This window comes from Clostridium sp. HCS.1 (assembly GCF_047900555.1).
GTDB lineage: Bacteria > Bacillota > Clostridia > Clostridiales > Clostridiaceae > Clostridium.
Map to the genome: position 1 here is coordinate 409,222 of NZ_CP170704.1, position 22,466 is coordinate 431,687.

Consider the following 22,466-nt stretch of genomic DNA (forward strand, 5'->3'; position numbering starts at 1 on the left):
TTGGTGGTGAAGTAATATGGTAAATACTTTAGGAGTAATAGGTGGTATAATTTTCTTTGTTATTTTATACTATGTTATAAAAGAGGCAGTAGAAAATGGAGTTTTCAATGCGCTAAAAAGATACGATAAATTGAAGGAAAAGGATACTTATAATGAATAATAAAAACTCAGCTCTATGCTGAGTTTTAACATTAACTTATTAATTTTACAAGATATAAACTGTATAAGGAGAAACCTTGATATATTAATGCGCAGGCCGACTTGGAGCCTGCGAGGTCGACAGTAGGAGAATATAATACTTTTTTAATATAAAAAATTCAGCTTTTGCTGAATTTTCTCCTTTGATTTTTAAAGTTAAATATAAGATATAATGATAAAATTGCTAGTTATTAATGCGTATGTCGACTTGGAGCTTGTGAGGTCCACAGTTGTAAGATAACAAGTATTTTAATAAAAAAATTAAAAAAACTCAGCTGCTAAGCTGAGTTTTATCATTAATTCTACATTTTACATTCTACATTTTTCATTTCTCTTAGCATATATGCTTTCCAATCACCATTTGGTATATGTATGGCTTCATCTTGGAATCTTGGATCTACATCCTTATTATAAAAATAAGAATAACAATCTTCATAGCTTTCATCATCAGTTAATTTTACTTTTACAATTTTTCTTGAGTATTCATTGTTTGGATTTCCTTCACCTAAGAAGCCTTCCATTTTATCCATAGGTTCTATTGTTGCATCATAATCCGTAAGTTCAACAACTTCACCTACTATGGTAGTATTTCCAGGCAATACTGCTGGATAACCCTTATAAGGCATATGATATAATTCAAAACCGCTTATTTCAGCTGGTCTTATAGAATTAATTTTTCCTTTTAGATAAAGGTCATAATTAAAAAAGCCTTCTCTTAAACTACCATATACAAAAATATTTAACTTTTTATTCATTAGCAGATAGTTCCACCTATAGTTTTTATATCTGATGAATTTTCTATAACTGCTTTTATGCTAAGTTCTAGCCCTTTAGTTATATCATCTGCTGACATAGATGGCATATTAGGCTTTGTAGCTGCTTGAGCTGGAATACATGGAACATGTATAAATCCACCTCTCATATTTGGGTACTTTTTATCTATTAAGTATAAAATTCCGTACATAACATGGTTGCACACAAAGGTTCCTGCAGTATTTGATACAGAAGCTGGAATTCCGTTGTCAATCATTTCTTTTACCATAGCCTTTATAGGTAGGTTAGAGAAATATGCATTTTCACCATCTTCATATATAGATATATCAATAGGTTGATTATCTTCATTATCTTTAATTCTTGCATCGTCTATATTAATAGCAACTCTTTCAGGAGTGATTCCGAATCTACCAGCAGCTTGGCCAACAGAAATTACTACATCTGGATTATGTTTTTTAATATTCTCTTCAATTTTTTCAAGAGATTTTCTAAATACAGTTGGTATTTCAAGTTTAATAACTTCATGTCCTAAAATAGTATCAGGTAATTTCTTAACAGCTTCTAAAGCTGGATTTATATTTTCTCCACCAAAAGGATCAAAACCTGTAATTAATATTTTCATTTGTTATCCTCCTTATTAATTAAAATGCTAAGAAGTACATTAATGCTATGTGTATTGCAAGTAAAATTATTGCAAATGGAGTTTGATATTTTATAACAGCATTCTTATCTTTAGTTTCTAATAATGCCACTGGTAATATGTTGAAGTTAGCAGCCATTGGAGTCATTAAAGTTCCACAGAAACCAGCTGTCATAGCTAAAGCAGAAGCTATTATAGGATCTCCACCTTGAGCAAATACAAAAGGTACTCCAATACCAACAGTTATTACTGAAAATGCAGCGAAAGCATTTCCCATTATAGCAGTAAATAAAGCCATTCCCACACAGTAAGCAGTTACTCCTACAAGTATATTCCCTTGTGGAATTACTCCAGAAATTATGTTTGATATAATGTCACCAACACCAGCAGCTGTGAATAAAGCACCAAGTGCAGCTAATAATTGAGGTAATATTGCAGTGGCGCCAACAGCTTGGAACATTCTGTTACTATCCTCTAAGAACTCACTAGGTTTAGCTTTAGTTAATATAAATGTAGTTATTAAAGCTACTATAGCTGCAATACCAACAGCAGCAACACCAGAGATTTCTGTGAATTGAGCAATAACTAATGCAACTAAAGCTATTATTAATGATGGGATAAATATTTTTATTCCAATTTCTTTTGACTTTAAGCTTGCAAAAGTTGTATCTAAATCTTTTAAAGTTCCAATATTAATTTGATTAAAGGCAGCTAAAACACCTATTACTACAATTAATGAACCAGTGATAACTGATGGAATAATTTCTCCAAGTATAAATATAACACCAAGAATTCCCCAGAATAAAGATGTACCATATCTAGTTTTATGATTTTTATCTTTTAAAGTAAACATCATAGTTAGTATAAAGAATAAACCAACCATAATATAGAATATTTCTAATAGTATATTTGAAATTGCTTTAATATCCATATATATTCCTACCTATTTTTTATATTTTTTTGAAAGTTTTTTGTCTAATAAATAGTTTTGAATAACTCCTAAAATAAATGCTATTATAGCTACAGGAATTGAAGCTTTAGCAATTTGTAAGGTATCAACATTATATCCAAGGGTTTCTAAAGTACCAGCAATTAGTAAAACACCTGAATTAGCTAAAAATACATTTTGTCCAAAGAAGTTACCATAGTTATCATTAGCAGCAGATGCAGCTTTGATTAAATCCTCATCCTTCTCATCAAGTTCACCGTATTTTGAAATAGCAGCACCTTGAGCCATCGGGTTAATAAGTGGTCTTATAAATTGAGGATGTCCACCAAGTTTAACTGCCATAGTTGAAGCAGCCTCTCTAATAAATAGATATCCTGATATAAGTTTACCAGTAGATAAACCTTTTACTTTTTTAATTAATTCTATTGCTTTTTCTTTTAATCCATATCTTTCACATAAACCTATTACTGGTAATGTTAAAAGAAATAAACTCATTTCTCTTTTTTGTACGAAGGTTTGTCCTAAAGTTGTTAATATTTCAGAAATGCTCATATCAGCAATTAATCCTGTTACAATACCAGAAACAATTACAACTGCAATTGTATTAAATTTAAGAGCAAATCCTACTATGATTATTAGTATTCCTATTAATGCCATTTTTTATCGAATCCTTTCGAAATTTGTTATATAAAGTATAGATAATATTATATATGCACTTTTACAAAAAATCCATAGAAATATTTGATAATTTATACAGAATTAACACTAAAAAATGATAAATAGATAATTAGTTTATAAGTATTTTTAATATAATATATGTAAAAAAATAAAAAGATAGTTTTTATATAATTAAAATGACTTAATTAATGAGATCTGAAATAAAATATCAATAAAATTTTTTCGAAAAAAACATTTACATTTGATTTTTTTTATGATAGTATATGAGCATAATCAAATAAGTAGTGTGTTACTGGTAAAGCAGGCAAGGACTAAAATTATTATAGGTATACTATAACTATATCTATAAGTTTTGGTCCTTTTTTATTTTCATAAATTTATAATAAAATTAAAAATAAATGCAAATAATATCTGTAAATAGAAACATTCTACTTTAGCAATTATCAAATGATTAATTTATTTATAAAGATTAACTTAAGGAGGAATTATTAATGTTACAACAATTACAAAGAATCGGTAAAGCTATAATGCTTCCAATAGCAGCATTACCAATTGCTGGTATATTGCTAGGTGTTGGTGGAGCTTTATTAGGAATTGCAGGTTTAGAAAATGCCCCAGCAGTTTATCAACCATTAATGGCTTTTGTTAATATCCCAGTTGTTACAGCAATATTAACAATAATGAAAAATATAGGGGATATCATATTTGGAAACCTACCATTATTATTTGCAGTAGGTGTTGCAGTTGGACTTGCTAAAAAGGATAAAGGAACTGCAGGATTAGCTTCAATCTTCGGATTTATAGTTATGAACCAAGTTATATCTTCAATGTTAGCATTAGGATTAACTCAATTAGGAGTTCTTACTCCAGATGCAGTTGGTGAATATGGTACTTATGTTACTACTAACTTAGGTATATTTACTTTAAATATGTCAGTTTTCGGTGGAATTATTACAGGTATAGTTACAGCAATATTACACAATAAATATCATACAATACAATTACCACAAGTTATTGGATTCTTCTCAGGATCAAGATTTGTTCCAATAATTACTTCTTTAGCTATGGCAATAGTTGGTGCTTTATTAGCATTCATATGGCCAGTAGTTCAAAATGGTATAGGTGTACTTTCAGAATTAGTTAGAAATGCAGGAGCTATAGGAACATTCTTCTATGGACTTATTGAAAGAGCATTAATTCCATTTGGATTACACCATGTATTCTATACACCATTCTGGTATGGATCATTTGTTGATGGACAAATTTTAGTAGATGGTGCATGGCAAACAGTTGCAGGAGCTAATACAGCTTACTTTGCTCAATTATCAAGTATGAGTAGCTTAGTTGGAGCTTCATCAGCAGATATGGCTAGAGTGGTTTCAGGTACTACAAGATTTATGGCTGGTAAATTCCCATTCATGATGTTTGGTCTTCCAGCAGCAGCATTAGCTATGTATAGAACAGCAGCTCCAAGCAAGAAAAAGGTTGTTGGATCATTATTAGCATCAGCAGCAGTTACAGCATTACTTACTGGTATTACAGAACCAATTGAATTCACATTCTTATTCGTTGCACCAGTATTATACGTAGTTCACTGTGTATTAGCAGGTTTATCATTCATGTTAATGGATATACTTAATGTATTTATAGGTATGACATTCTCAGGTGGTTTAATAGACTTTACATTATTCGGTTTATTACCAGCAGGAGCAGGAGTTCCAACTCACTGGTTAAGATTAATCTTAGTTGGTATAGTTTATGCAGTAGTTTACTACTTCTTATTCTTATTCTTAATTAAGAAGTTTAACTTAAAGACTCCTGGTAGAGAAGAAAGCGATGAAGAAGTTAAGCTTTATTCAAAAGCTGATTATCAAGCAAAAGCTGGAATCCCTCAAGCTGATATCAATGAAAAAGCTGGAAACAAAAAGGGCGGAAAGAACAACGAAATAGTTGAAAAAGCTCCAGCAGTTTTAGCAGCTTTAGGTGGAGAAGAAAATATAGTTAGCGTTGATGCTTGCATTACAAGATTAAGAGTAGAAGTTAAAGATAAAGCAAATGTTAACAAAGATGAATTAAAAGCATTAGGAGCAGCAGGAGTAGTTGAAGTTGGTAATGGAATTCAAGCTATCTTTGGTGCAAAAGCAGATGCTTACAAAAATGAAATTAAAAATATCTTAGATATAGATTAGTTTAAATAAAAAAACTCAGGAAATTTAGTTTCCTGAGTTTTTATTTTTATATAGAAAATCTGTTAAATTTGTATTTTTTTATTAAAATATTCCTAAATAAGTGGTAAATTATTATTATATAGATAAAAAGTATAGGTTATATGAATATTAAAACCTATAATACTTAGAAAGGAGTAGGAAATGAAAAAAGCAAAAATAATGACTTTAAGTACAATTTTTATTCTAATAGCAGCTTCATTATTATATATAAATAGATCTAAAATCTTTCCTAAGAAGGCTGAAGAAGTAGTAGAGATTACAAATCCAGATCTTGCTTTTGGTGTTTTCGGAGATGTACATGAGAATATAAATCATTTTCAAAAAGCAATAGATGATTTTTATAAAATAAATCCAAATATGGATGCACTAATTTTAAATGGTGATAATGTAGATCAAGGAATAGATGAGCAATACGACTCCATGAATGAAATCTTAGAAAAAAATAAGGATTTATTACCTGAAATAATAATAAAGAATATAGGTAATCATGAATTTTTTGATTATAATATTGAGACAAATTCCAAGGAGGAAGTTGAAGGTTTTATTAATAACTACTTAGAATTTGCAGGAGAAGAAAAGGTATATCATGATAAGTGGATAAAAGATTATCATTTTATTTCCTTAGGTTCTGAAGATGGTAATTCTGAAACTATGAATTCAGTAACAGCCTTTTTGTCTAAGGAACAATTAGATTGGCTTAAAGAAAAGATAGCTGAGAAATATGAAAAAGGAAAACCTATTTTTGTATTTTTACATCAGCAATTAGAATATCCAAATAGCAAGTGGGTTGGAGTTCAGCAAGAGGAAGAGCTAAGAAATATATTATCAGAGTATCCAGAGGCAATATTATTTTCTTCTCATACCCATAGAGATTTATCTGATAATAGCATATCTTTAGATAAGCCATTTACCATAGTAAATACAGGTGCAGTTCATTATACTTTAGTAATTGATGAATATGAAGAAAGAGGAATTAGAAGAGAAGATGAATATATTAGTGGAATTTATGTTGAGGTAACTGGGAATACTGTTACAATTAAAGCAAGAGATATAAAAGAAAAGCAATGGAGATATAACATAGAAATTTCAAAATAAACTTATTGTATTAATATAGGGGGGAAGAACTATGGATATAGGGCTTATAGGCTTTGGAGGAGTTGGAAAGGCTTTTATAAAACTATTAGTGGATAAGGAAGATACCCTCAAAGCAAAGGGATTAAATATAAATATTAAATATATTATTAAAAGTAATGGTGGTATTTATAATAAGGAAGGTATAAATCTTAAAAGTATAATAAGAGAAAACTATAACTTAAACACTTTAGATTTTAAAGAAGATATAAATATAAATACTATTATTAATAATAATGATATAGATACATTAGTAGAGCTTACAAGTACAAATATAGAATCAGGAGAACCTGGATTAACTCATATTAAATTAGCATTGAAAAATGGAATTAATGTAGTTACGGGAAATAAGGGACCTATTATTTTAGAATATAAAGCTTTGAGAAATATGGCAGATAAAAATAATGTGAAATTAGGAATAGGATGTACTACTGGAGGAGCATTACCTTCTATTAATGTAGGAAGCTTTGATATAGCAGGAGCAGATATATTATCTATTGAAGCTATTCTAAATGGAACTAGTAATTTTATTTTATCTAAAATGTATGAAGAAGAAATAGACTATGAAACTTCTCTTAAGGATGCTATTTCCTTAGGAATAGCTGAAGCTAATTATAATTTGGATGTAGAAGGCTTTGATACTGCTGGCAAAATATTGATTTTAGCAAATGTTTTAATGAATTCTAATTTAACTTTAAAGGATATAGAAGTAGAAGGAATAAATAATTTAAAGCAATATAAGATAATAGAAGAAAAGTATAGGGGAAATAAGATAAAATTAATAGGAAAAGTCTATAGAGAAAATAATGAAATTAAGGCTTATGTTAGGCCAGAAGTATTAAATAGCCAGCATCCACTATACTTTGTAGATAATAAAAATAAAGGTGTATGTTATAAGACAGATACCTTAGGAGATATTAGCATTATTGGTGGTGCATCAGGAACAATAAATGCTGCTGCATCTATATTAAGAGATATAATTAATTTGAAAAATAGAGGGATTTAATAGGAGAAGTTATGAATAGAGAAGAGAAAAGGGTATTAAGGAATAAGATTTTATCTATAAGGAACTCTTTAAGTAAAGAGACTAAGAATGCAATGGATGAAGAAATCTATAAAATACTAATAACTTCTGATTTATATATAAAAGCTAATAATATATTTATTTATCTAAGTTTTGGTAGTGAAGTAGAGACCGAAAATATAATCAATAAAGCATTAGAAGATAAAAAGAAAGTATTTATACCTAAGATATATAAAGAAGATAAGTCTATGAAGGCTATTAGATTAAAATCCTTTAATGATTTAAAGAAAAATTCAATGGGAATATTAGAGCCTATTGATGATAGTAATTATATTGAAAAAGAAAAAATAGATTTAATAGTGGTTCCAGGTGCAGTTTTCGATTTTTACGGTAATAGAATAGGATATGGTGGAGGATATTACGATAGATATTTAGAAGATATAAAAGCAATAAGGAATAAAGTAGTATTAGCATATGATTTACAAATTGTAGATTTTATTCATGGAGAAAATCATGATATTAAATTCGATTATATAATAACAAATACAAAATTTAATAAAATTTATAAATAATAGTTGAAATTGAAAAGCTTTAGTTATAAGAGAATATAATGAATTTTAATAGAAGAAGTGATTTTACAATATTTAAATTTGAAAAGCATATCTTTATAAACTATAATATAAAATGATAATTATAGCATGATCAATTATTTTACATTTGAGTAAGAGGTGTTTTTATGTTTAATAAAGAAGAACTTCAAATTATTAATGAAGCTGTAAAGATGTATGAAGAAAAGACAACTAAACTTTTGGAATCTAGTACAAATAATAAGGATAGAATGGTTGCTTATAATAGAAAGCAAAAGAAGGTTTGGCTACTTCAAAATAAGCTTAAGAAGTTAATGGAAGAAAATAAATAGACTTATTTATATTAAGAAAGCTATATAGTAGCTTTCTTTTTTTACAGATTACTGGTAAAATAAGGATGGAGATGCTGGGGTAGCCACAATTCTAATGCTATTTTCTTTAGTTTTTTCTAGTATTTATATTTCTTTATAAAGAAAAAAATAAAATGATGACCAATAATTTATGACAATAAGAAATTGGAGGTACATATGATATGACTGAAAAAGAAAAGATGTTACGAGGGGAATGGTATGTTTCATTAGGCCAAGAATTATTTAATGATAGGCAAAATGCTAGTGAAATTATATTTAAATATAACTCATTACATCCAAGAGAAGTTGAAAAAAGGATGGATTTATTAAGATGTTTATTTGGTGAGAGCCCTAAAGAATTTTATATCGAACAGCCTTTTAGATGTACATATGGTTACAATATTCATTGGGGAGAAAACTCATATGCTAACTTTAATTGTACTATATTAGATTGTGGAAGAGTAAATATAGGGAATAATGTTATGATAGGACCAAATGTAAATATATTTACTGCAAATCATGCTTTATCACCTAAAGAAAGAATGGAAGGACTAGAATATGCAAATCCAGTTGAAATAGGAGATGGAGTATGGATTGGTGGTGGAACTACAATTAATCCAGGAGTAAAAATAGGGGAAAATGCAGTTATTGGTTCTGGAAGTGTAGTAACTAAAAGTATTCCAGAAAATGTGTTAGCAGCAGGAAATCCATGTAAAGTAATAAGAAAATTGGACAAATAATAGTGAGATAAATTTTCTTTAAATTACGATAAACACATAAAATAAAAATCTAGAGAAATCCAGCTATTGCTGGATTTTTTCATTTAGTATATAAATTGTAAAAGATAATATTGATATGATTTCGATTTTGCAAGGAATGAGCCTAGATCGCTAAGTAGCGAATATGACATTGTTTAATTATTCTGATTTTTTTCTCCCCACTCACATAACTCTTCTAAAATAGGTAATAGGGTTTCCGCTTTCTGTGTCAGACTGTACTCAACTTTAGGTGGAACTTGAGGATATTCTTTACGAATAACCAAGGCATCTGCCTCCAATTCTTTTAATTGAGGACTTAATAAAATCATAAGCTTGCTGGAACTCTCGTAGGGTTTTCTGGTATGGCATTTCCTGATCAATTAATTGAAATTAGAGCAGTAGCACATATTAATTAACTTTCTTAATAACTAATAAAAAGGCGTCTAAGCGCCTTTTTATCTTTAATATATTAATTGTAAAATGTTATATTCTTACTATCTTATCTTTCTTTGTTAGCTATTTCTAAAATTAATCTATTTTTTAATTCAGAAACTGGAATTGCTCCTTCTTCTCCATTCTTTCTGCTTCTTACAGAAACTTCATTGTTAGCAGCTTCCTTTTCACCAACAACTAGGATATAAGGAATTCTTTCAAGTCTAGCTTCTCTAATTTTATAACCTATCTTTTCAGCTCTGTAATCTCCGTTTACTCTTATTCCTGCATTTTTAAAATCTTTAACTATTGATTCAGCATAGTCATTGTATTTATCAGAAATAGGTAATACTATTGCTTGAGTTGGTGATAACCAAGTTGGGAATGCACCAGCATATTTTTCAATAAGCATAGCTAAAGTTCTTTCATAACATCCAATTGAAGATCTGTGAACTATATATGGACGTTTCTTATTTCCATCTTTATCTATATAAGTCATATCAAATCTTTCTGCAAGAGCGAAGTCGATTTGGATAGTTATTATTGTATCTTCTTTTCCATGAACATTCTTGAATTGAATATCAAGCTTTGGTCCATAGAATGCAGCTTCTCCTTCAGCTTCAACATAATCAATTTCAAGGTGATCTAAGATACCCTTCATTAATATTTGAGTTTCTTCCCAAGCTTCTGGATTGTTTATATATTTTTCAGTATTGTTTGGATCCCATTTGGAGAATCTATATGAAATATCTCCATCAATACCTAAAGTACTCATTATGTGTTTTATTAACTCAAGAGAACCCTTAAATTCTTCTTCCACTTGGTCTGGTCTACAAACTATATGTCCATCAGCTAAAGTGAATTGTCTAACTCTTATTAAACCATGCATTTCACCTGATGCTTCATTTCTAAATAAAGTAGAAGTTTCAGAATATCTTATAGGTAATTCTCTATAAGAGTGTTGTTCAGCATTATAAATAGTATATTGGAATGGGCAAGTCATTGGTCTTAAAGCCATAACTTCAGTATCCTTTTCTTCATCTCCTAAAACAAACATACCATCTTTGTAGTGATCCCAGTGCCCAGAAACCTTATATAAATCACTTTTAGCCATATAAGGAGTCTTTGTAAATACATAGCCTCTCTTTTCTTCTTCATCTTCAACCCATCTTTGAAGCAATTGAACTATTTTAGCACCCTTTGGCATTAATAATGGTAATCCTTGACCTACTTTTTCATCAGTAGTGAATAGTTTAAGTTCTCTTCCTAATTTATTGTGATCTCTCTTTTTAGCTTCTTCTAAAGCTTCTAAATGAGCATCTAAATCTGATTTCTTTAAGAATGCAGTTCCATAAATTCTTGAAAGCATCTTATTCTTTTCGTCACCCTTCCAGTAAGCACCAGCACTTCTAAGAAGTTTAACAGCTTTAACTGGTTTTAATGACATTAAGTGAGGTCCAGCACATAAATCAACGAAGTCTCCCATTTTGTAGAAGGAAATAACTTCATCTTCTCCTAAATCATTTATTAGTTCAACCTTATATGGCTCCTTAGCATCTTCCATTAATTTTAAAGCTTCAGCTCTTGGTAATTCAAATCTTTCTATTGAAGGATTTTCTTTTATTATTTTTCTCATTTCATCTTCAATCTTAACTAAATCTTCAGCAGAGAAAGAATTTTCTACATCAAAGTCATAGTAGAAACCATCATTAATTGCTGGTCCAATGGCTAATTTTGCTTCTGGATATAATCTCTTAACAGCATAAGCTAATACGTGAGATATACTGTGTCTTACAGCATCTTTACCTTCTTGAGAATCAAATGTACAGATTGCAAGATCTGAATCTTCATTTACAGTATAACGTAAATCTACAACCTTCCCATTAACTATTCCACAGCAAGCATTTCTAGCTAAACCTTCACTTATTGCTTTAGCTATATCAAGTACTGAAATACCAGCTTCAAATTCTTTTACAGATCCATCTTTTAAAGTAATTTTAATCATTTCTTATATTCTCCCTTCGTATTTTAAAAATAAAAAAACTCCCATCCCTTCAATAATAGAAGGGACGAGAGTGATAAAATTCTATATTTCCCGCGGTTCCACCCTTAATTGCCTAAATATATAAGTAGGCCTCTTAAGATATCGTAACGTGATATTGACGGGCTTTATTAGAGCCGCTCAGAGGTGGTCTTCAACTAAATTCAAATAAGATAATTTCACCAAGCATATCTCTCTCTGGAAATGAAAAGTAGTTTACTCTTCTCTTCAACGCATTAAATATTTATTATTTATTATAATTATTTAATATATTAATGTCAACATAAAGAAATATTATTTTAGAAAAATATGATATTTCTTTTAATAAATTGAATATAAAATAATATTTTAGCTAATATTAATATTATGGTAAAGACGTTCTAGTTCTATTTCTTCAAGTATATTATAGGAGTATAGTTTACCACCCATTAAGTTTGTAATTATTTCTCTTTTAGAATAACCTTCTTTATAAAGCTTTAAATTTTTCACTAACTTTTTTAATGAAGAATTTGTTATTTCTAAAAGACTATAAAGCTCTTTAGCTGTATAGTAATCCTTTGGTAAAAGCTTAAAAAGCTTTTTTTGCATTTCAAGCTTATATTTAATGTCGGTTTCTATGCAGTTATGGGGTCCATTTTTACCTCTATGATGGTAGTTACAAAGATATTTATAGTTTATATTAATATCGTAACCGCCTTCGTGCTTATGAACTATATGATGTATATCTGCTTTAGCCCCACAAATTTCACAGTGGTACAAAGTCATGCCTCCTTTATATAACTTTATATCTCTTTACATATATTATATAATTATTTTGAAGAATAATCTAGATTATTAAGAATTTTATAAAAATTAACATATTATGAATAAAATGAATTTTTTTGAATTCAAAGTGTTTAAAGTTACTTTTTTATAATCCGAAAATTTACTTGAAAATGAGTTAAAATATACTATATAATATATTCATAGTATATTTTATTTCGAAATTGAAAGAAAGGTGATACTGTGAGGCATAATTATGATTCTTTTGATTATTGGGAAGAGTTAATTAATGAAAATAAAACTATAAGAGGTCATATGTTTATGGATAGGCTTCCAGATAATAAGAGTATATATATTCATAGCTTAATATTTTCAAAAAATAATGGTCTTAGTAATATATGGTCATACTTTCCGAATGAAAGGACATTATTAGGATATATTCAATACTCATTTTTACAAGAAGCTTTTTATAAATGGATTTATGGAAAAGAAAGATTAATAATAAATATACCCAATGTTCCAGTAGAAAGAATAATTACTGACGGTGAAAAAAACAACAAAATCTCAAAAGAAGAAGCGGATAACATGAGAAAACACCTAGATATGATTAAAAGCTTTTGGAATTTACCAAGTGATAAACTAATAAAATCATTAAAAAGATTTTGTAGAGATTTTAATAGAACTTGGTATGGAGATAACAAAGAATTTTTATACTTAAAGATATTTGATAAGCCAAAAGAATTAGGAGAATTCGTTGTTAACTCAAGTTATATAACAACTACAGAAGAAGATTTTATTGAAAGAACGGGATTAAATCTGTTAGAGTGGAAAAATATTTGTGAAAGTGCAGATGTAAATAAGAGAAATGGTGAGAAATTCAGAGATATTTTGCTAAAATCTCTAACTGAAATTATATAAGGGTATAAAGTTTTTATTGACAGTAATATTATTGGAATATATAATGGTTATTGTCAATAAGATATGCGGGTGTAGCTCAATGGTAGAGCCCTTGCCTTCCAAGCAAGTTACGTGAGTTCGATTCTCATCACCCGCTCCATATATATGCGTTATTAGCTCAGTTGGTAGAGCACCTGACTCTTAATCAGGGTGTCCCGGGTTCGATCCCCTGATAACGCACCAGTAATGAGGGATTAATTTATTAATCTCTCTTATTTTTTTGTTTAAATATAAACAAAGGAGGAAAAAATCTTGAATAACAAGGGTAATGGTTTAGCTTTAATTCCCTTAGCAGTATTTTTGGTAGTTTATTTAGGAAGTTCCATATTAGCAAAAGATTTTTATGCAATTTCAACCATAGTACCATTTTTAGCAGCAGCATTAACAGCTCTATTAATGAACAGAAAAGAAAAATTTCAAAATAAAGTAGAGATATTTTGCAAGGGTGCAGGAAATTCTAATATTATTTTAATGGTAATGATATTTATATTAGCAGGAGCCTTTGCACAAGTGGCTAAAGACATGGGAGCTGTAGATTCAACAGTAAACTTAGGACTTTCTTTACTGCCTAGCAGTCTATTAATACCAGGAATGTTTATTATAAGTTGCTTTATAGCAGTATCTATAGGAACTTCAATGGGAACAATAGTAGCCTTAGTTCCAATAGCAGTTGGAATTGCTTCAAAGACAGGAATAGAAAGTGCCTTAGCAGGAGGAGCAATTGTAAGTGGAGCTATGTTTGGAGATAATCTTTCAATAATATCAGATACTACAATAGCTGCAACTAGAACACAAGGCTGCGAAATGAAAGATAAGTTTAGGATGAACTTTATTATAGTTTTACCAGCAGCAATAATTACTGCATTAATATTTATGATTTTAACAAGAAATTCAGATACAATTATAATAGAAGCTTTAAGTTATAACTTAATAAAAATAATTCCTTACATAATGGTAATAATCACAGCTTTGTTAGGAGTAGATGTTATAATAGTATTATTACTTGGTATATTATCTTCAGGTATAATAGGATTTATCTATGGAAGCTTTGATATTTTAGGATTTTTCAATTCTATCTCAACAGGGATAAGTGGTATGAGTGAGCTTATAATAATATCATTACTTATAGCAGGAACTATAGAAATAATTAAGTATAATGGAGGAATAGACTTTATATTAAATAAAGGACTTAAGAATTTTAAAAGCAAAAGAGGAGCAGAATACGGAATAGCAACTTTAGTAAGCTTAGTTGATATTTGTACAGCTAATAACACCGTTGCAATAGTTACTGTTGGACCTATCGCAAAAGACATATCCAATAAATATGATTTAGAGCCAAAAAGAGTTGCAGGAATTCTGGACATGTTTTCTTGTGTATTCCAAGGTATTATCCCCTATGGAGCACAACTAATTTCAGCAGCAGCTCTAGCTACAATTTCCCCAATTGCCATAATGAAATTTTTATTTTATCCCTATCTTATGGGAATTTGTGCTATAATATCAATATACATTCATTGGAGAAATAAATAAGGCTATTGTAAAATTAAAATATAACAAAAAAAGATCTTGCTTTTAAAGCAAGGTCTTTTTTAATGCATAATGCATAATTAATGAAATAACTCAGGTGAGCTGAGTTGTGAAATTTATAAATTCCGAAGGAATTTAGTCCTTAATTCTTTCATTCTTTCATTTCGATTTTGCGAATGCAAAAGAGAAGCTTCATTCTTTCATTCGTTCAGTCATTTCAAAAACTCCGAAGGAGTTTTCACCTAAATTCTACATTTTACATTCTACATTCTTCATTTCAATTAGGCATATGCTTTGAGAAGATATTCCTTCTCCAGTTCCTGTAAATCCTAGTCCTTCTTCTGTAGTTGCTTTTACATTAATTTTCATTAAATCAATATTTAAAGCTTTTGCTATGTTATCACGCATTTCTTTTATATAAGGAGCCATTTTAGGTCTTTGAGCAATTATAGTAGAATCTATATTATTAATTACATAACCATTTTCAGTTAATAGCTTACCTACTTCTTTAAGAAGATTTATGCTAGATATACCTTTAAACCTTATATCAGTGTCTGGGAAAAGAGTTCCAATGTCACCAAGTGCAGATGCTCCAAGTAAGGAATCCATAATTGCATGAAGTAATACATCAGCATCTGAATGTCCAAGTAATCCTTTTTCAAAGGGAATATTAACTCCACCAATTATTAAATCTCTTCCTTCAACAAGTCGGTGTACATCATATCCTAATCCTATTCTCATATTTATACCTCCAAGATTATTATTTAAGACCATTTTACTCTATAGGAAATTATAATATCAAGGATTTATATAAAACTTATGAAGTTAATAAGACTTATAACACTCTTTTAAAGGGATAAAGCTTAATATTATTTTCAGTATTTGTATTTTTAGTATGATTAATTTTAAATAAGCTATTAAAAAGGCTCTTAACATTTATCTTAATTTTATAAATTAATAGCAAAGGTTTAGAGGAGATTTTCTTTCGTTTAAACATAAAGTCAACATAAATAATTTTTCTATTCATAAGTTACTCCTAAAAGATTAATGATTAAAGATCTTTATGATATAATATATGATAAATGAATATAAAAGTTTATTGGGAGTTGGGTTATTTGAGAGAAAAGATTAGAAGAGTTACAGGGTTAATTTTAATCATTGTTGGTTTATCTATTATTGGGTCTATAGTTTATAAAAAAATAGATACATCAAAAAAGCAAAAGGAACTTCAAAATATATTAGAAGAAGTAATAAATGAAGAACCTAAGGAATTATCAAAGGAAGAAGAAGAAAATTTAATAAATGGATATAAGCCTATTGCTTTAATGGAAATTCCAAGTATAGGTCTATCTCAAGGAATAGTTGAAGGAATTAATGATGATGTTCTGCAATACTATTTAGGTCACTTTGAAGGTTCAGCTAAACCTGGAGAAAAAGGAAACTTTTCTGTTGCAGGTCATAGAGTTTCAGACTATTCAGAGGCATTTGTTAATTTATATAAGATAGAAATTGCAGATAAAGTATTAGTTAAGGCAAATAAAAAGGAGTATGTGTATGAAGTGACTGATAGCTTTATAGTATCTCCTGATAGGGTAGATGTTTTAAATAATACTGATGAAGCAACCATAACATTAGTTACTTGTACAGTAGGTGCAAAAGAAAGAGTTATAGTAAAAGGAAAATTAGTAGAAAGTAAAGACATGTAAGGTAGGGGATAGTATTGACAATGGGTATCTTTGAATACGATAAATACAAGTTTTCAACTAAGGCTCCAGCAAGCTTAGCTTTAGATGATATAGTTGAAAAGCGTGAGGAAGAGATTGGTAGACTAAAAGAAGAACTTTTAGACTATAAGATACTAATTAAGGATTTAATTCATGATGAGCCATCCTATATAATTAGAAATAAAATATTAAATATTGCATATTTCATAATAGAAGATATTGAACTTTTTGATTATTTAAGCACTACTAAAAAATTTCCTATAAATAGACTTTTAAAAAGAACACCGATTGATAAAGAATTTTATGAAACTTGGAAAGAATATATAGTAACCTTTGTTGTTATATTATCAAATCCTAATTATAAGTATTTACAGGAATATTTACAGATTGAAGAAGCTGTGGAGGTGCCTAGTTCAGAAGAAATTATACAAATTAATAAGGAAGAAGAGCACAGAGGCATTATACTTTCTAAGGGGCTATATAATTCTATTATTTTAACTTCAAAAGGTGAGTTTATTAAAGTTAAATCTAAAAAGGAAAATAGAATAGGAGAAGATTTTATTAGTAAAGAAAGTTTTACCTTTAGGAAATATAAGCTTCAAATTTCTATAATTGCTAGTATAGTAGTAATAATTTTTGTTATAGGTATATTTCAGTACAGAGCGATAGATAAAACTATTGCAATAGAAACTACATCTTTAATAACTTTAGAAGTTAACAAATTTGATAAGATTATCGACGCATATTCTAAAACTGAAAGAGGTAATTATATGCTAGGTAAATTAAATGTAACTAATACTAATATTGATAATTCTATGAGAGAAATATTAAGATATGCCAATAATAATGAAATGGTTCCTGATACAGGAATTGTAATTACCATAACTGGTAAGGCACTTAAATATAATGCCTTAGAAAAAACAGAAAAATTTATTGAAGAAAAAGGACTTCAAGTTAAGCTGAATAATTCAGGAGATGAGCATAAAGTAAGTCCATAAAGGTGATAATATGAATCAAAAGAATAAGGAATACATAATTGTACATAAAGAAAGAGGATCACAAGTTAGGCTTAATAAGTTTATAAGTGAAACTGGATATTGTTCAAGAAGAGAAGCTGATAAGCTTATAGAAGATGGAAGAGTAACTATTGATGGCATAAAGGCTGTAATGGGAATGAAGGTAAATTTAGATGCGAATGTAAAAGTAGATGGAAAGCCTTTAAAAAAAGAAGAAAAATTAGTTTATATAGCTTTAAATAAACCAGTTGGAATAACCTGCACTACAGAGAAAAAAGTAAAGGCTAATATAGTTGATTTTGTAAATCATGAAAAAAGAATTTTTCCTATAGGTAGATTAGATAAAGATTCACAGGGGTTAATTTTATTAACTAATGATGGTGATATAGTAAATAAAATATTAAGAGCTGGAAATAATCATGAAAAAGAATATATAGTAACTGTGAATAAACCTATAGATGATAAATTTATAGAGTCTATGTCTAGTGGGGTTAGAATATTAGGAACTATAACAAAGAAATGTATAGTTAATAAAATTAATGAGAGAACCTTTAGAATTATACTAACTCAAGGAATGAATAGGCAAATAAGAAGAATGTGTGAAGCTTTAGGTTATAATGTAACTAAACTAAATAGAATAAGGATAATGAACATAAAATTAGGTAATTTAAAGATAGGTAGTTGGAGAAATTTATCCTCAGAAGAACTTAGAAAATTAAACTCATTAATAAGTACTTCTGTAAAAACTAAAGAAGCTGATGAATAAAATTATATAGAGTAAAGTAATCTAAAATCATAGTGTGACAAAATATGCTATGATTTTTTTGTTTGTTTAACTAAAAACTTTGAAGTTATCCACAATTTTTAATAACTTGCAATTAAGGTAGAAATAAAGAGTGGTTTTATAAAGAATTAAAGTTAAATAATGTATGTTACACACACTATCCACAATTGCTTGTGGATAAGTTGTGAAAAATATGTTGAAATCTACCTAATAATTATTAACAACGTTGTAGATAATATAATAAAGTGATAAATTTGATTTGTGTTAATATTCAAAATAATTACATGTAATTAGGAGAATTAGTTTATGAAAATAGTATGTAGAGCAGTAATCATTATGGCATTATTAATAAATAATTGGTGCACTTATCCACATCCTATGTTAATAAGTATTGAGGATAATTATGTAAAAGAAACAAGTATTGTGGATAAGATAATAAAGGAAAAAACTAACTTCATAAATATTGATGTAGAAATACCTCAAATAGTTGGATTAAGTAATGAAAATAAAGAAAAAGACATTAATAATGAGATCCTAAATTGGACTAATAGTTGGATAAAAGAAACAAAAGACACTAGTGAGAGCCTTAAACCAACTATACCTTATGAATTAATGGCTAGATACACAGTAACTAATAATGAAGAAATCCTAAGCTTCTATATAGATTATTATCAATTTAGCGGTGGAGCTCATGGAATAACTACTAGGAATACCTACAACATTGATACTAAAACAGGAAATAAGCTAATGCTAAAGGACTTATTCACAGAAGGATATGATTATAAGACCTATATTAACAGTGAAATATCAAAAGAAATAAACAAGCACCCAGAATACTATTTCACAGGGAAAGAAGGCTTTAACGGAATTAAGGAAAACCAAAGCTTTTATATTAAAGATAATAAGCTAATAATACACTTCCCATACTATGAAATAGCTCCATACGTTGCAGGAATGCCAGAATTCGAAATAGAAATGATAAAATGAAAAAATGAAGAAATGAAAAAAATTAAGGAGGTTTTGCACAGCAAAACCTCCTTAATTATAGAAATAATTTTATAAAAAACCTGAAAGGATTTTTATTCAACATTCTTTCATTATTTAATTTTTTCATTCTTTCATTAATAAAATGCAACGCATTTTATTATGCAACTTTGCTAATATCATTATCTTCTTCATTAACATCAAGGCTAGATGTTTTTCTGTTATTAATAACATCTCTTATAACCTTAACTATTTGAACTATTAAAGTTGGAATAAATGCAAATAAGTAAATATATCCTACTTGTGAGCCAGTTAATGTAGCCACTTCAAATAATCTTCTTAATACTGGAACAAATAAAACTAAATTTAATAATACTAAACCTGCTCCAAATGCCATCCAACTAAATTTATTAGTAAATAATCCTATAGAGAATATAGATTTATCATCTCTACAATTGAATCCATGGAATAGTCTTGCTAAACAAAGTGTTGCAAAGGCCATTGTAGATGCTACATTATTATCTGTTTTTAAACCCATATAAAAGGCTGCTAAAGTAAATATAGTAATAACTACACCTTCAAGTAATATTTCAGTTATAAAGTCTTTAGATAAAATTGAAGCATTTCTAGCTCTTGGTTTATCCTTTAATAAGTCTTTTTTAGATTGTTCCATACCAATTGCTATAGCAGGCAAACTATCTGTTAATAAGTTAATAAATAATAAGTGTACTGCATGGAATGGCATTGCTAACCCCATTATTGATGCATATAGTACTGATAATATACCAGAAGTATTACCAGATAATAAGAACTTAATAGAATTTTTAATATTCTTATATATATTTCTTCCGTTAGCTACAGATTTAACTATAGTAGCAAAGTTATCATCTGTTAAGATAACAGATGCAGCATCCTTTGATACTTCTGTTCCTGTGATTCCCATTGCAATACCTATATCAGCTTGTTTAAGAGCAGGAGCATCATTAACACCATCACCAGTCATAGCTACAATTTCATTCTTTTCTTGGAAGGCTCTAACTATTCTGATTTTATGTTCAGGAGAAACTCTTGCATAAACTGAAATATGCTCAACATTTTCTTTTAATTCTTCATCAGACATCTTATCAAGTTCCACACCTTCAATAGCTCTATCGCCATCTCTTAAAATACCAATTTGTTTTGCTATAGCTGATGCAGTAATCTTGTGGTCTCCAGTAATCATTACAGGTTTAATTCCAGCTGTTATACAATCTCTAACTGCTGTAGCAGATTCTTCTCTTGGTGGGTCTATCATTGAAATAAGACCTATAAATGTATAATCATTTTCATCATCAAAGGATAAGTCTTGTGAAGTATCGAATTCCTTATAAGCAAAAGCTAAAACTCTTAAACCACTTTGTGATAATTGCTTATTAGCATTTATTATATTTTGCTTATCTTCATAAGTTATATCTCTTACTCCAGAAGATGTCTTAATTTTAATTATTCTATCTAATAATACATCGAAGGCACCCTTTGTAAACATTAATTCTTTATTATCAAATTTATGAAGAGTACTCATAAGTTTTCTATCAGAATCAAAAGGTACTTCACCTAATCTTTCGTAAGTCTTTCTAATTTCTAATTCATCTAAAGATAATTTGTGTCCTAATTTAACAAGTGCAACTTCAGTTGGATCACCCATTTCAACACCATTTTTTGATGTAGAGTCATTACATAAAATTGAACTATTAATTAAGTACTTAGCTAATTCATCATTAGGATCTAATTCTTCACCATCAATTAATTTATTATCAAGAAATACTTTTTTTACTGTCATTTTATTTTGTGTTAAAGTTCCTGTTTTATCTGAACATATTACAGATACAGAACCTAAACCTTCAACAGCTCTAAGCTTTTTAACAATAGCATTTTCTTTAGCCATTTTTTGAGTTCCTAGAGCTAGTACAATTGTTACGATTGAACTTAAAGCTTCTGGAATAGCAGCAACAGCTAGTGCCACAGCAAACATAAGAGAATCTAAAAGAGTAGTTCCTCTATAAAGACTAAGAGCAAATACTATTATACAAACTACAAATATACCAATAGCAAGTTTTTTACTAAAATCATCTAAACTAACTTGAAGAGGGGTTTCCTTTTCTTGAGTTTCTTCCATTAAGTTAGCAATTTTACCTATTTCAGTACTCATTCCAGTAGCAGTAACTACTACTAAAGCTCTACCATAAGTAACTAATGAACCAGAGAATACCATATTCTTTTGGTCGCCAAGAGCAATATCTTCTTCTTTTATAACATCAACAAATTTATTTACACTTTCAGATTCTCCAGTAAGAGAACTTTCATTAACTTGAAGTGAGAAATTTTCAATTATTCTACCATCGGCAGAAATCATATCTCCAGCTTCTAAGATTAAAATATCTCCAGGAACTATTTCCTTAGAAGGTATTTCTACTTTTTTACCATTTCTATATACCTTAGCACAAGGAGATGATAGAGCCTTTAAGCTATCTAGTGATTGTTCTGCTTTAAAATGTTGAACTGTTCCAAGAATTGAGTTAAGGATAATTACTGCAAAAATAACAAGGGTACTTTCTAGACTACCTGTAATTGCAGAGATAATAGCAGCAACTATTAATATTAATACTAATAAATCCTTAAATTGACTAAGAAAAACCTCTAATACAGTCTTCCTTTTCTTTTCTGTTAATTGATTAAGTCCAAATTTTTCAGTGTTAGAACTTACTTGCTTGTCCTCTAGTCCCTTTTTCGAAACATTAAATTCTTTTAATACTTCTTCATAGGGCGTTGAAAAATACTTTTTCATGAATAATTCCTCCAAACATTAGAATAATTTTTATCAAATTCCTTGATCTATAGAAAAATCCTTTTATATGAATTAATCTGGGTATATACCAAAGCTAT

Annotated in this window: 21 protein-coding genes, 2 tRNA genes, 1 pseudogene and 1 other annotated feature; of the genes and pseudogenes, 15 read left to right on the forward strand and 9 right to left on the reverse strand. The window is 28.8% G+C overall.

Annotated elements, in window-relative coordinates:
• Positions 1 to 16 precede the first annotated feature (16 nt).
• Positions 17 to 160: a DUF6019 family protein gene (locus ACFYH6_RS02055; RefSeq protein WP_416179309.1), complete on the forward strand. Its 144-nt coding sequence runs from the start codon at positions 17 to 19 to the stop codon at positions 158 to 160.
• 340 nt (positions 161 to 500) lie between these two features.
• On the opposite strand, the gene ACFYH6_RS02060 is transcribed toward ACFYH6_RS02055, so the two are convergent.
• Genes ACFYH6_RS02060 through ACFYH6_RS02075 form a run of 4 tightly spaced genes read right to left on the reverse strand, consistent with a single transcriptional unit; the run spans position 501 to position 3,218 of the window.
• Positions 501 to 953 (reverse strand): gamma-glutamylcyclotransferase family protein, encoded by a 453-nt coding sequence (locus ACFYH6_RS02060; protein WP_416179308.1) that lies wholly within the window; start codon positions 951 to 953, stop codon positions 501 to 503.
• Positions 953 to 1,594 carry a pyroglutamyl-peptidase I gene (pcp, locus tag ACFYH6_RS02065; RefSeq protein ID WP_316345074.1) on the reverse strand — a complete coding sequence of 214 codons (642 nt, stop codon included), beginning with the start codon at positions 1,592 to 1,594 and terminating at the stop codon, positions 953 to 955. Before pcp ends, ACFYH6_RS02060 begins: the two co-directional genes overlap by 1 nt.
• Positions 1,595 to 1,613: 19 nt before the next feature.
• Entirely contained in the window at positions 1,614 to 2,543 is a 930-nt protein-coding gene (locus tag ACFYH6_RS02070) for a DUF979 domain-containing protein (protein ID WP_316345073.1), read from the reverse strand.
• Between the two features lie 12 nt (positions 2,544 to 2,555).
• Entirely contained in the window at positions 2,556 to 3,218 is a 663-nt protein-coding gene (locus ACFYH6_RS02075) for a DUF969 domain-containing protein (protein ID WP_416179307.1), read from the reverse strand.
• A 512-nt stretch (positions 3,219 to 3,730) separates the two neighbouring features.
• Between ACFYH6_RS02075 and ACFYH6_RS02080 the strand changes: the two genes are divergently transcribed.
• From ACFYH6_RS02080 to ACFYH6_RS02105, 6 genes are all read left to right on the forward strand, one after another.
• A complete protein-coding gene (locus tag ACFYH6_RS02080) occupies positions 3,731 to 5,428 on the forward strand; it encodes a PTS transporter subunit EIIC (protein WP_416179306.1) in 1,698 nt (565 codons plus the stop codon).
• A 180-nt stretch (positions 5,429 to 5,608) separates the two neighbouring features.
• Positions 5,609 to 6,562, forward strand: coding sequence for a metallophosphoesterase family protein (locus tag ACFYH6_RS02085; protein ID WP_416179305.1), 954 nt, complete (start codon positions 5,609 to 5,611; stop codon positions 6,560 to 6,562).
• 31 nt (positions 6,563 to 6,593) lie between these two features.
• Positions 6,594 to 7,604: a homoserine dehydrogenase gene (locus ACFYH6_RS02090; protein ID WP_416179304.1), complete on the forward strand. Its 1,011-nt coding sequence runs from the start codon at positions 6,594 to 6,596 to the stop codon at positions 7,602 to 7,604.
• A gap of 11 nt (positions 7,605 to 7,615) precedes the next feature.
• The gene (locus ACFYH6_RS02095; RefSeq protein WP_316345004.1) at positions 7,616 to 8,194 is read left to right on the forward strand and encodes a 5-formyltetrahydrofolate cyclo-ligase; all 579 of its coding nucleotides are present in this window, start codon (positions 7,616 to 7,618) and stop codon (positions 8,192 to 8,194) included.
• A gap of 164 nt (positions 8,195 to 8,358) precedes the next feature.
• Positions 8,359 to 8,541, forward strand: a complete 183-nt coding sequence (locus tag ACFYH6_RS02100; protein ID WP_316345005.1) for a hypothetical protein — start codon at positions 8,359 to 8,361, stop codon at positions 8,539 to 8,541.
• A 200-nt stretch (positions 8,542 to 8,741) separates the two neighbouring features.
• Entirely contained in the window at positions 8,742 to 9,299 is a 558-nt protein-coding gene (locus ACFYH6_RS02105; RefSeq protein ID WP_316345006.1) for a sugar O-acetyltransferase, read from the forward strand.
• Positions 9,300 to 9,472: 173 nt separating this feature from the next.
• Here the strand turns inward: ACFYH6_RS02105 and ACFYH6_RS02110 are convergent.
• From ACFYH6_RS02110 to ACFYH6_RS02120, 3 genes and pseudogenes are all read right to left on the reverse strand, one after another.
• Positions 9,473 to 9,637, reverse strand: a pseudogene (locus tag ACFYH6_RS02110) (winged helix-turn-helix transcriptional regulator); the annotation flags it as partial.
• Positions 9,638 to 9,816: 179 nt separating this feature from the next.
• A complete protein-coding gene (gene thrS, locus ACFYH6_RS02115; RefSeq protein WP_416179303.1) occupies positions 9,817 to 11,754 on the reverse strand; it encodes a threonine--tRNA ligase in 1,938 nt (645 codons plus the stop codon).
• Positions 11,755 to 11,811: 57 nt separating this feature from the next.
• Positions 11,812 to 12,031: a binding site (T-box leader), on the reverse strand.
• 107 nt (positions 12,032 to 12,138) lie between these two features.
• Entirely contained in the window at positions 12,139 to 12,549 is a 411-nt protein-coding gene (locus ACFYH6_RS02120) for an HNH endonuclease (RefSeq protein WP_416246470.1), read from the reverse strand.
• A gap of 246 nt (positions 12,550 to 12,795) precedes the next feature.
• On the opposite strand from ACFYH6_RS02120, the gene ACFYH6_RS02125 reads away from it, so the two are divergent.
• The 4 genes from ACFYH6_RS02125 to ACFYH6_RS02140 all read left to right on the forward strand — a co-directional run bounded on the left by ACFYH6_RS02125 (position 12,796) and on the right by ACFYH6_RS02140 (position 15,039).
• A complete protein-coding gene (locus tag ACFYH6_RS02125; RefSeq protein ID WP_316343959.1) occupies positions 12,796 to 13,470 on the forward strand; it encodes a hypothetical protein in 675 nt (224 codons plus the stop codon).
• A 65-nt stretch (positions 13,471 to 13,535) separates the two neighbouring features.
• A tRNA-Gly gene (locus ACFYH6_RS02130) sits at positions 13,536 to 13,609 on the forward strand.
• 7 nt (positions 13,610 to 13,616) lie between these two features.
• A tRNA-Lys gene (locus ACFYH6_RS02135) sits at positions 13,617 to 13,692 on the forward strand.
• Between the two features lie 69 nt (positions 13,693 to 13,761).
• A complete protein-coding gene (locus ACFYH6_RS02140; protein WP_416179301.1) occupies positions 13,762 to 15,039 on the forward strand; it encodes a Na+/H+ antiporter NhaC family protein in 1,278 nt (425 codons plus the stop codon).
• Between the two features lie 246 nt (positions 15,040 to 15,285).
• Here the strand turns inward: ACFYH6_RS02140 and ispF are convergent, their stop codons facing one another.
• A complete protein-coding gene (gene ispF / locus ACFYH6_RS02145) occupies positions 15,286 to 15,777 on the reverse strand; it encodes a 2-C-methyl-D-erythritol 2,4-cyclodiphosphate synthase (RefSeq protein WP_416179300.1) in 492 nt (163 codons plus the stop codon).
• 374 nt (positions 15,778 to 16,151) lie between these two features.
• Here ispF and ACFYH6_RS02150 point away from each other — a divergent pair, with 374 nt between their 5' ends.
• From ACFYH6_RS02150 to ACFYH6_RS02165, 4 genes are all read left to right on the forward strand, one after another.
• Positions 16,152 to 16,742 carry a class D sortase gene (locus ACFYH6_RS02150; protein ID WP_316343962.1) on the forward strand — a complete coding sequence of 197 codons (591 nt, stop codon included), beginning with the start codon at positions 16,152 to 16,154 and terminating at the stop codon, positions 16,740 to 16,742.
• Positions 16,743 to 16,762: 20 nt separating this feature from the next.
• Entirely contained in the window at positions 16,763 to 17,758 is a 996-nt protein-coding gene (locus ACFYH6_RS02155) for an anti-sigma factor domain-containing protein (RefSeq protein WP_416179299.1), read from the forward strand.
• 10 nt (positions 17,759 to 17,768) lie between these two features.
• Positions 17,769 to 18,542, forward strand: coding sequence for a 23S rRNA pseudouridine(2604) synthase RluF (rluF, locus tag ACFYH6_RS02160; RefSeq protein ID WP_416179298.1), 774 nt, complete (start codon positions 17,769 to 17,771; stop codon positions 18,540 to 18,542).
• A gap of 324 nt (positions 18,543 to 18,866) precedes the next feature.
• Positions 18,867 to 19,547: a DUF3298 and DUF4163 domain-containing protein gene (locus ACFYH6_RS02165; protein ID WP_416179297.1), complete on the forward strand. Its 681-nt coding sequence runs from the start codon at positions 18,867 to 18,869 to the stop codon at positions 19,545 to 19,547.
• Between the two features lie 157 nt (positions 19,548 to 19,704).
• Here the strand turns inward: ACFYH6_RS02165 and ACFYH6_RS02170 are convergent, their stop codons facing one another.
• On the reverse strand, positions 19,705 to 22,368 hold the full coding sequence (locus ACFYH6_RS02170) for a cation-translocating P-type ATPase (RefSeq protein WP_416179296.1): 2,664 nt from the start codon (positions 22,366 to 22,368) through the stop codon (positions 19,705 to 19,707).
• Between the last annotated feature and the right edge of the window lie 98 nt (positions 22,369 to 22,466).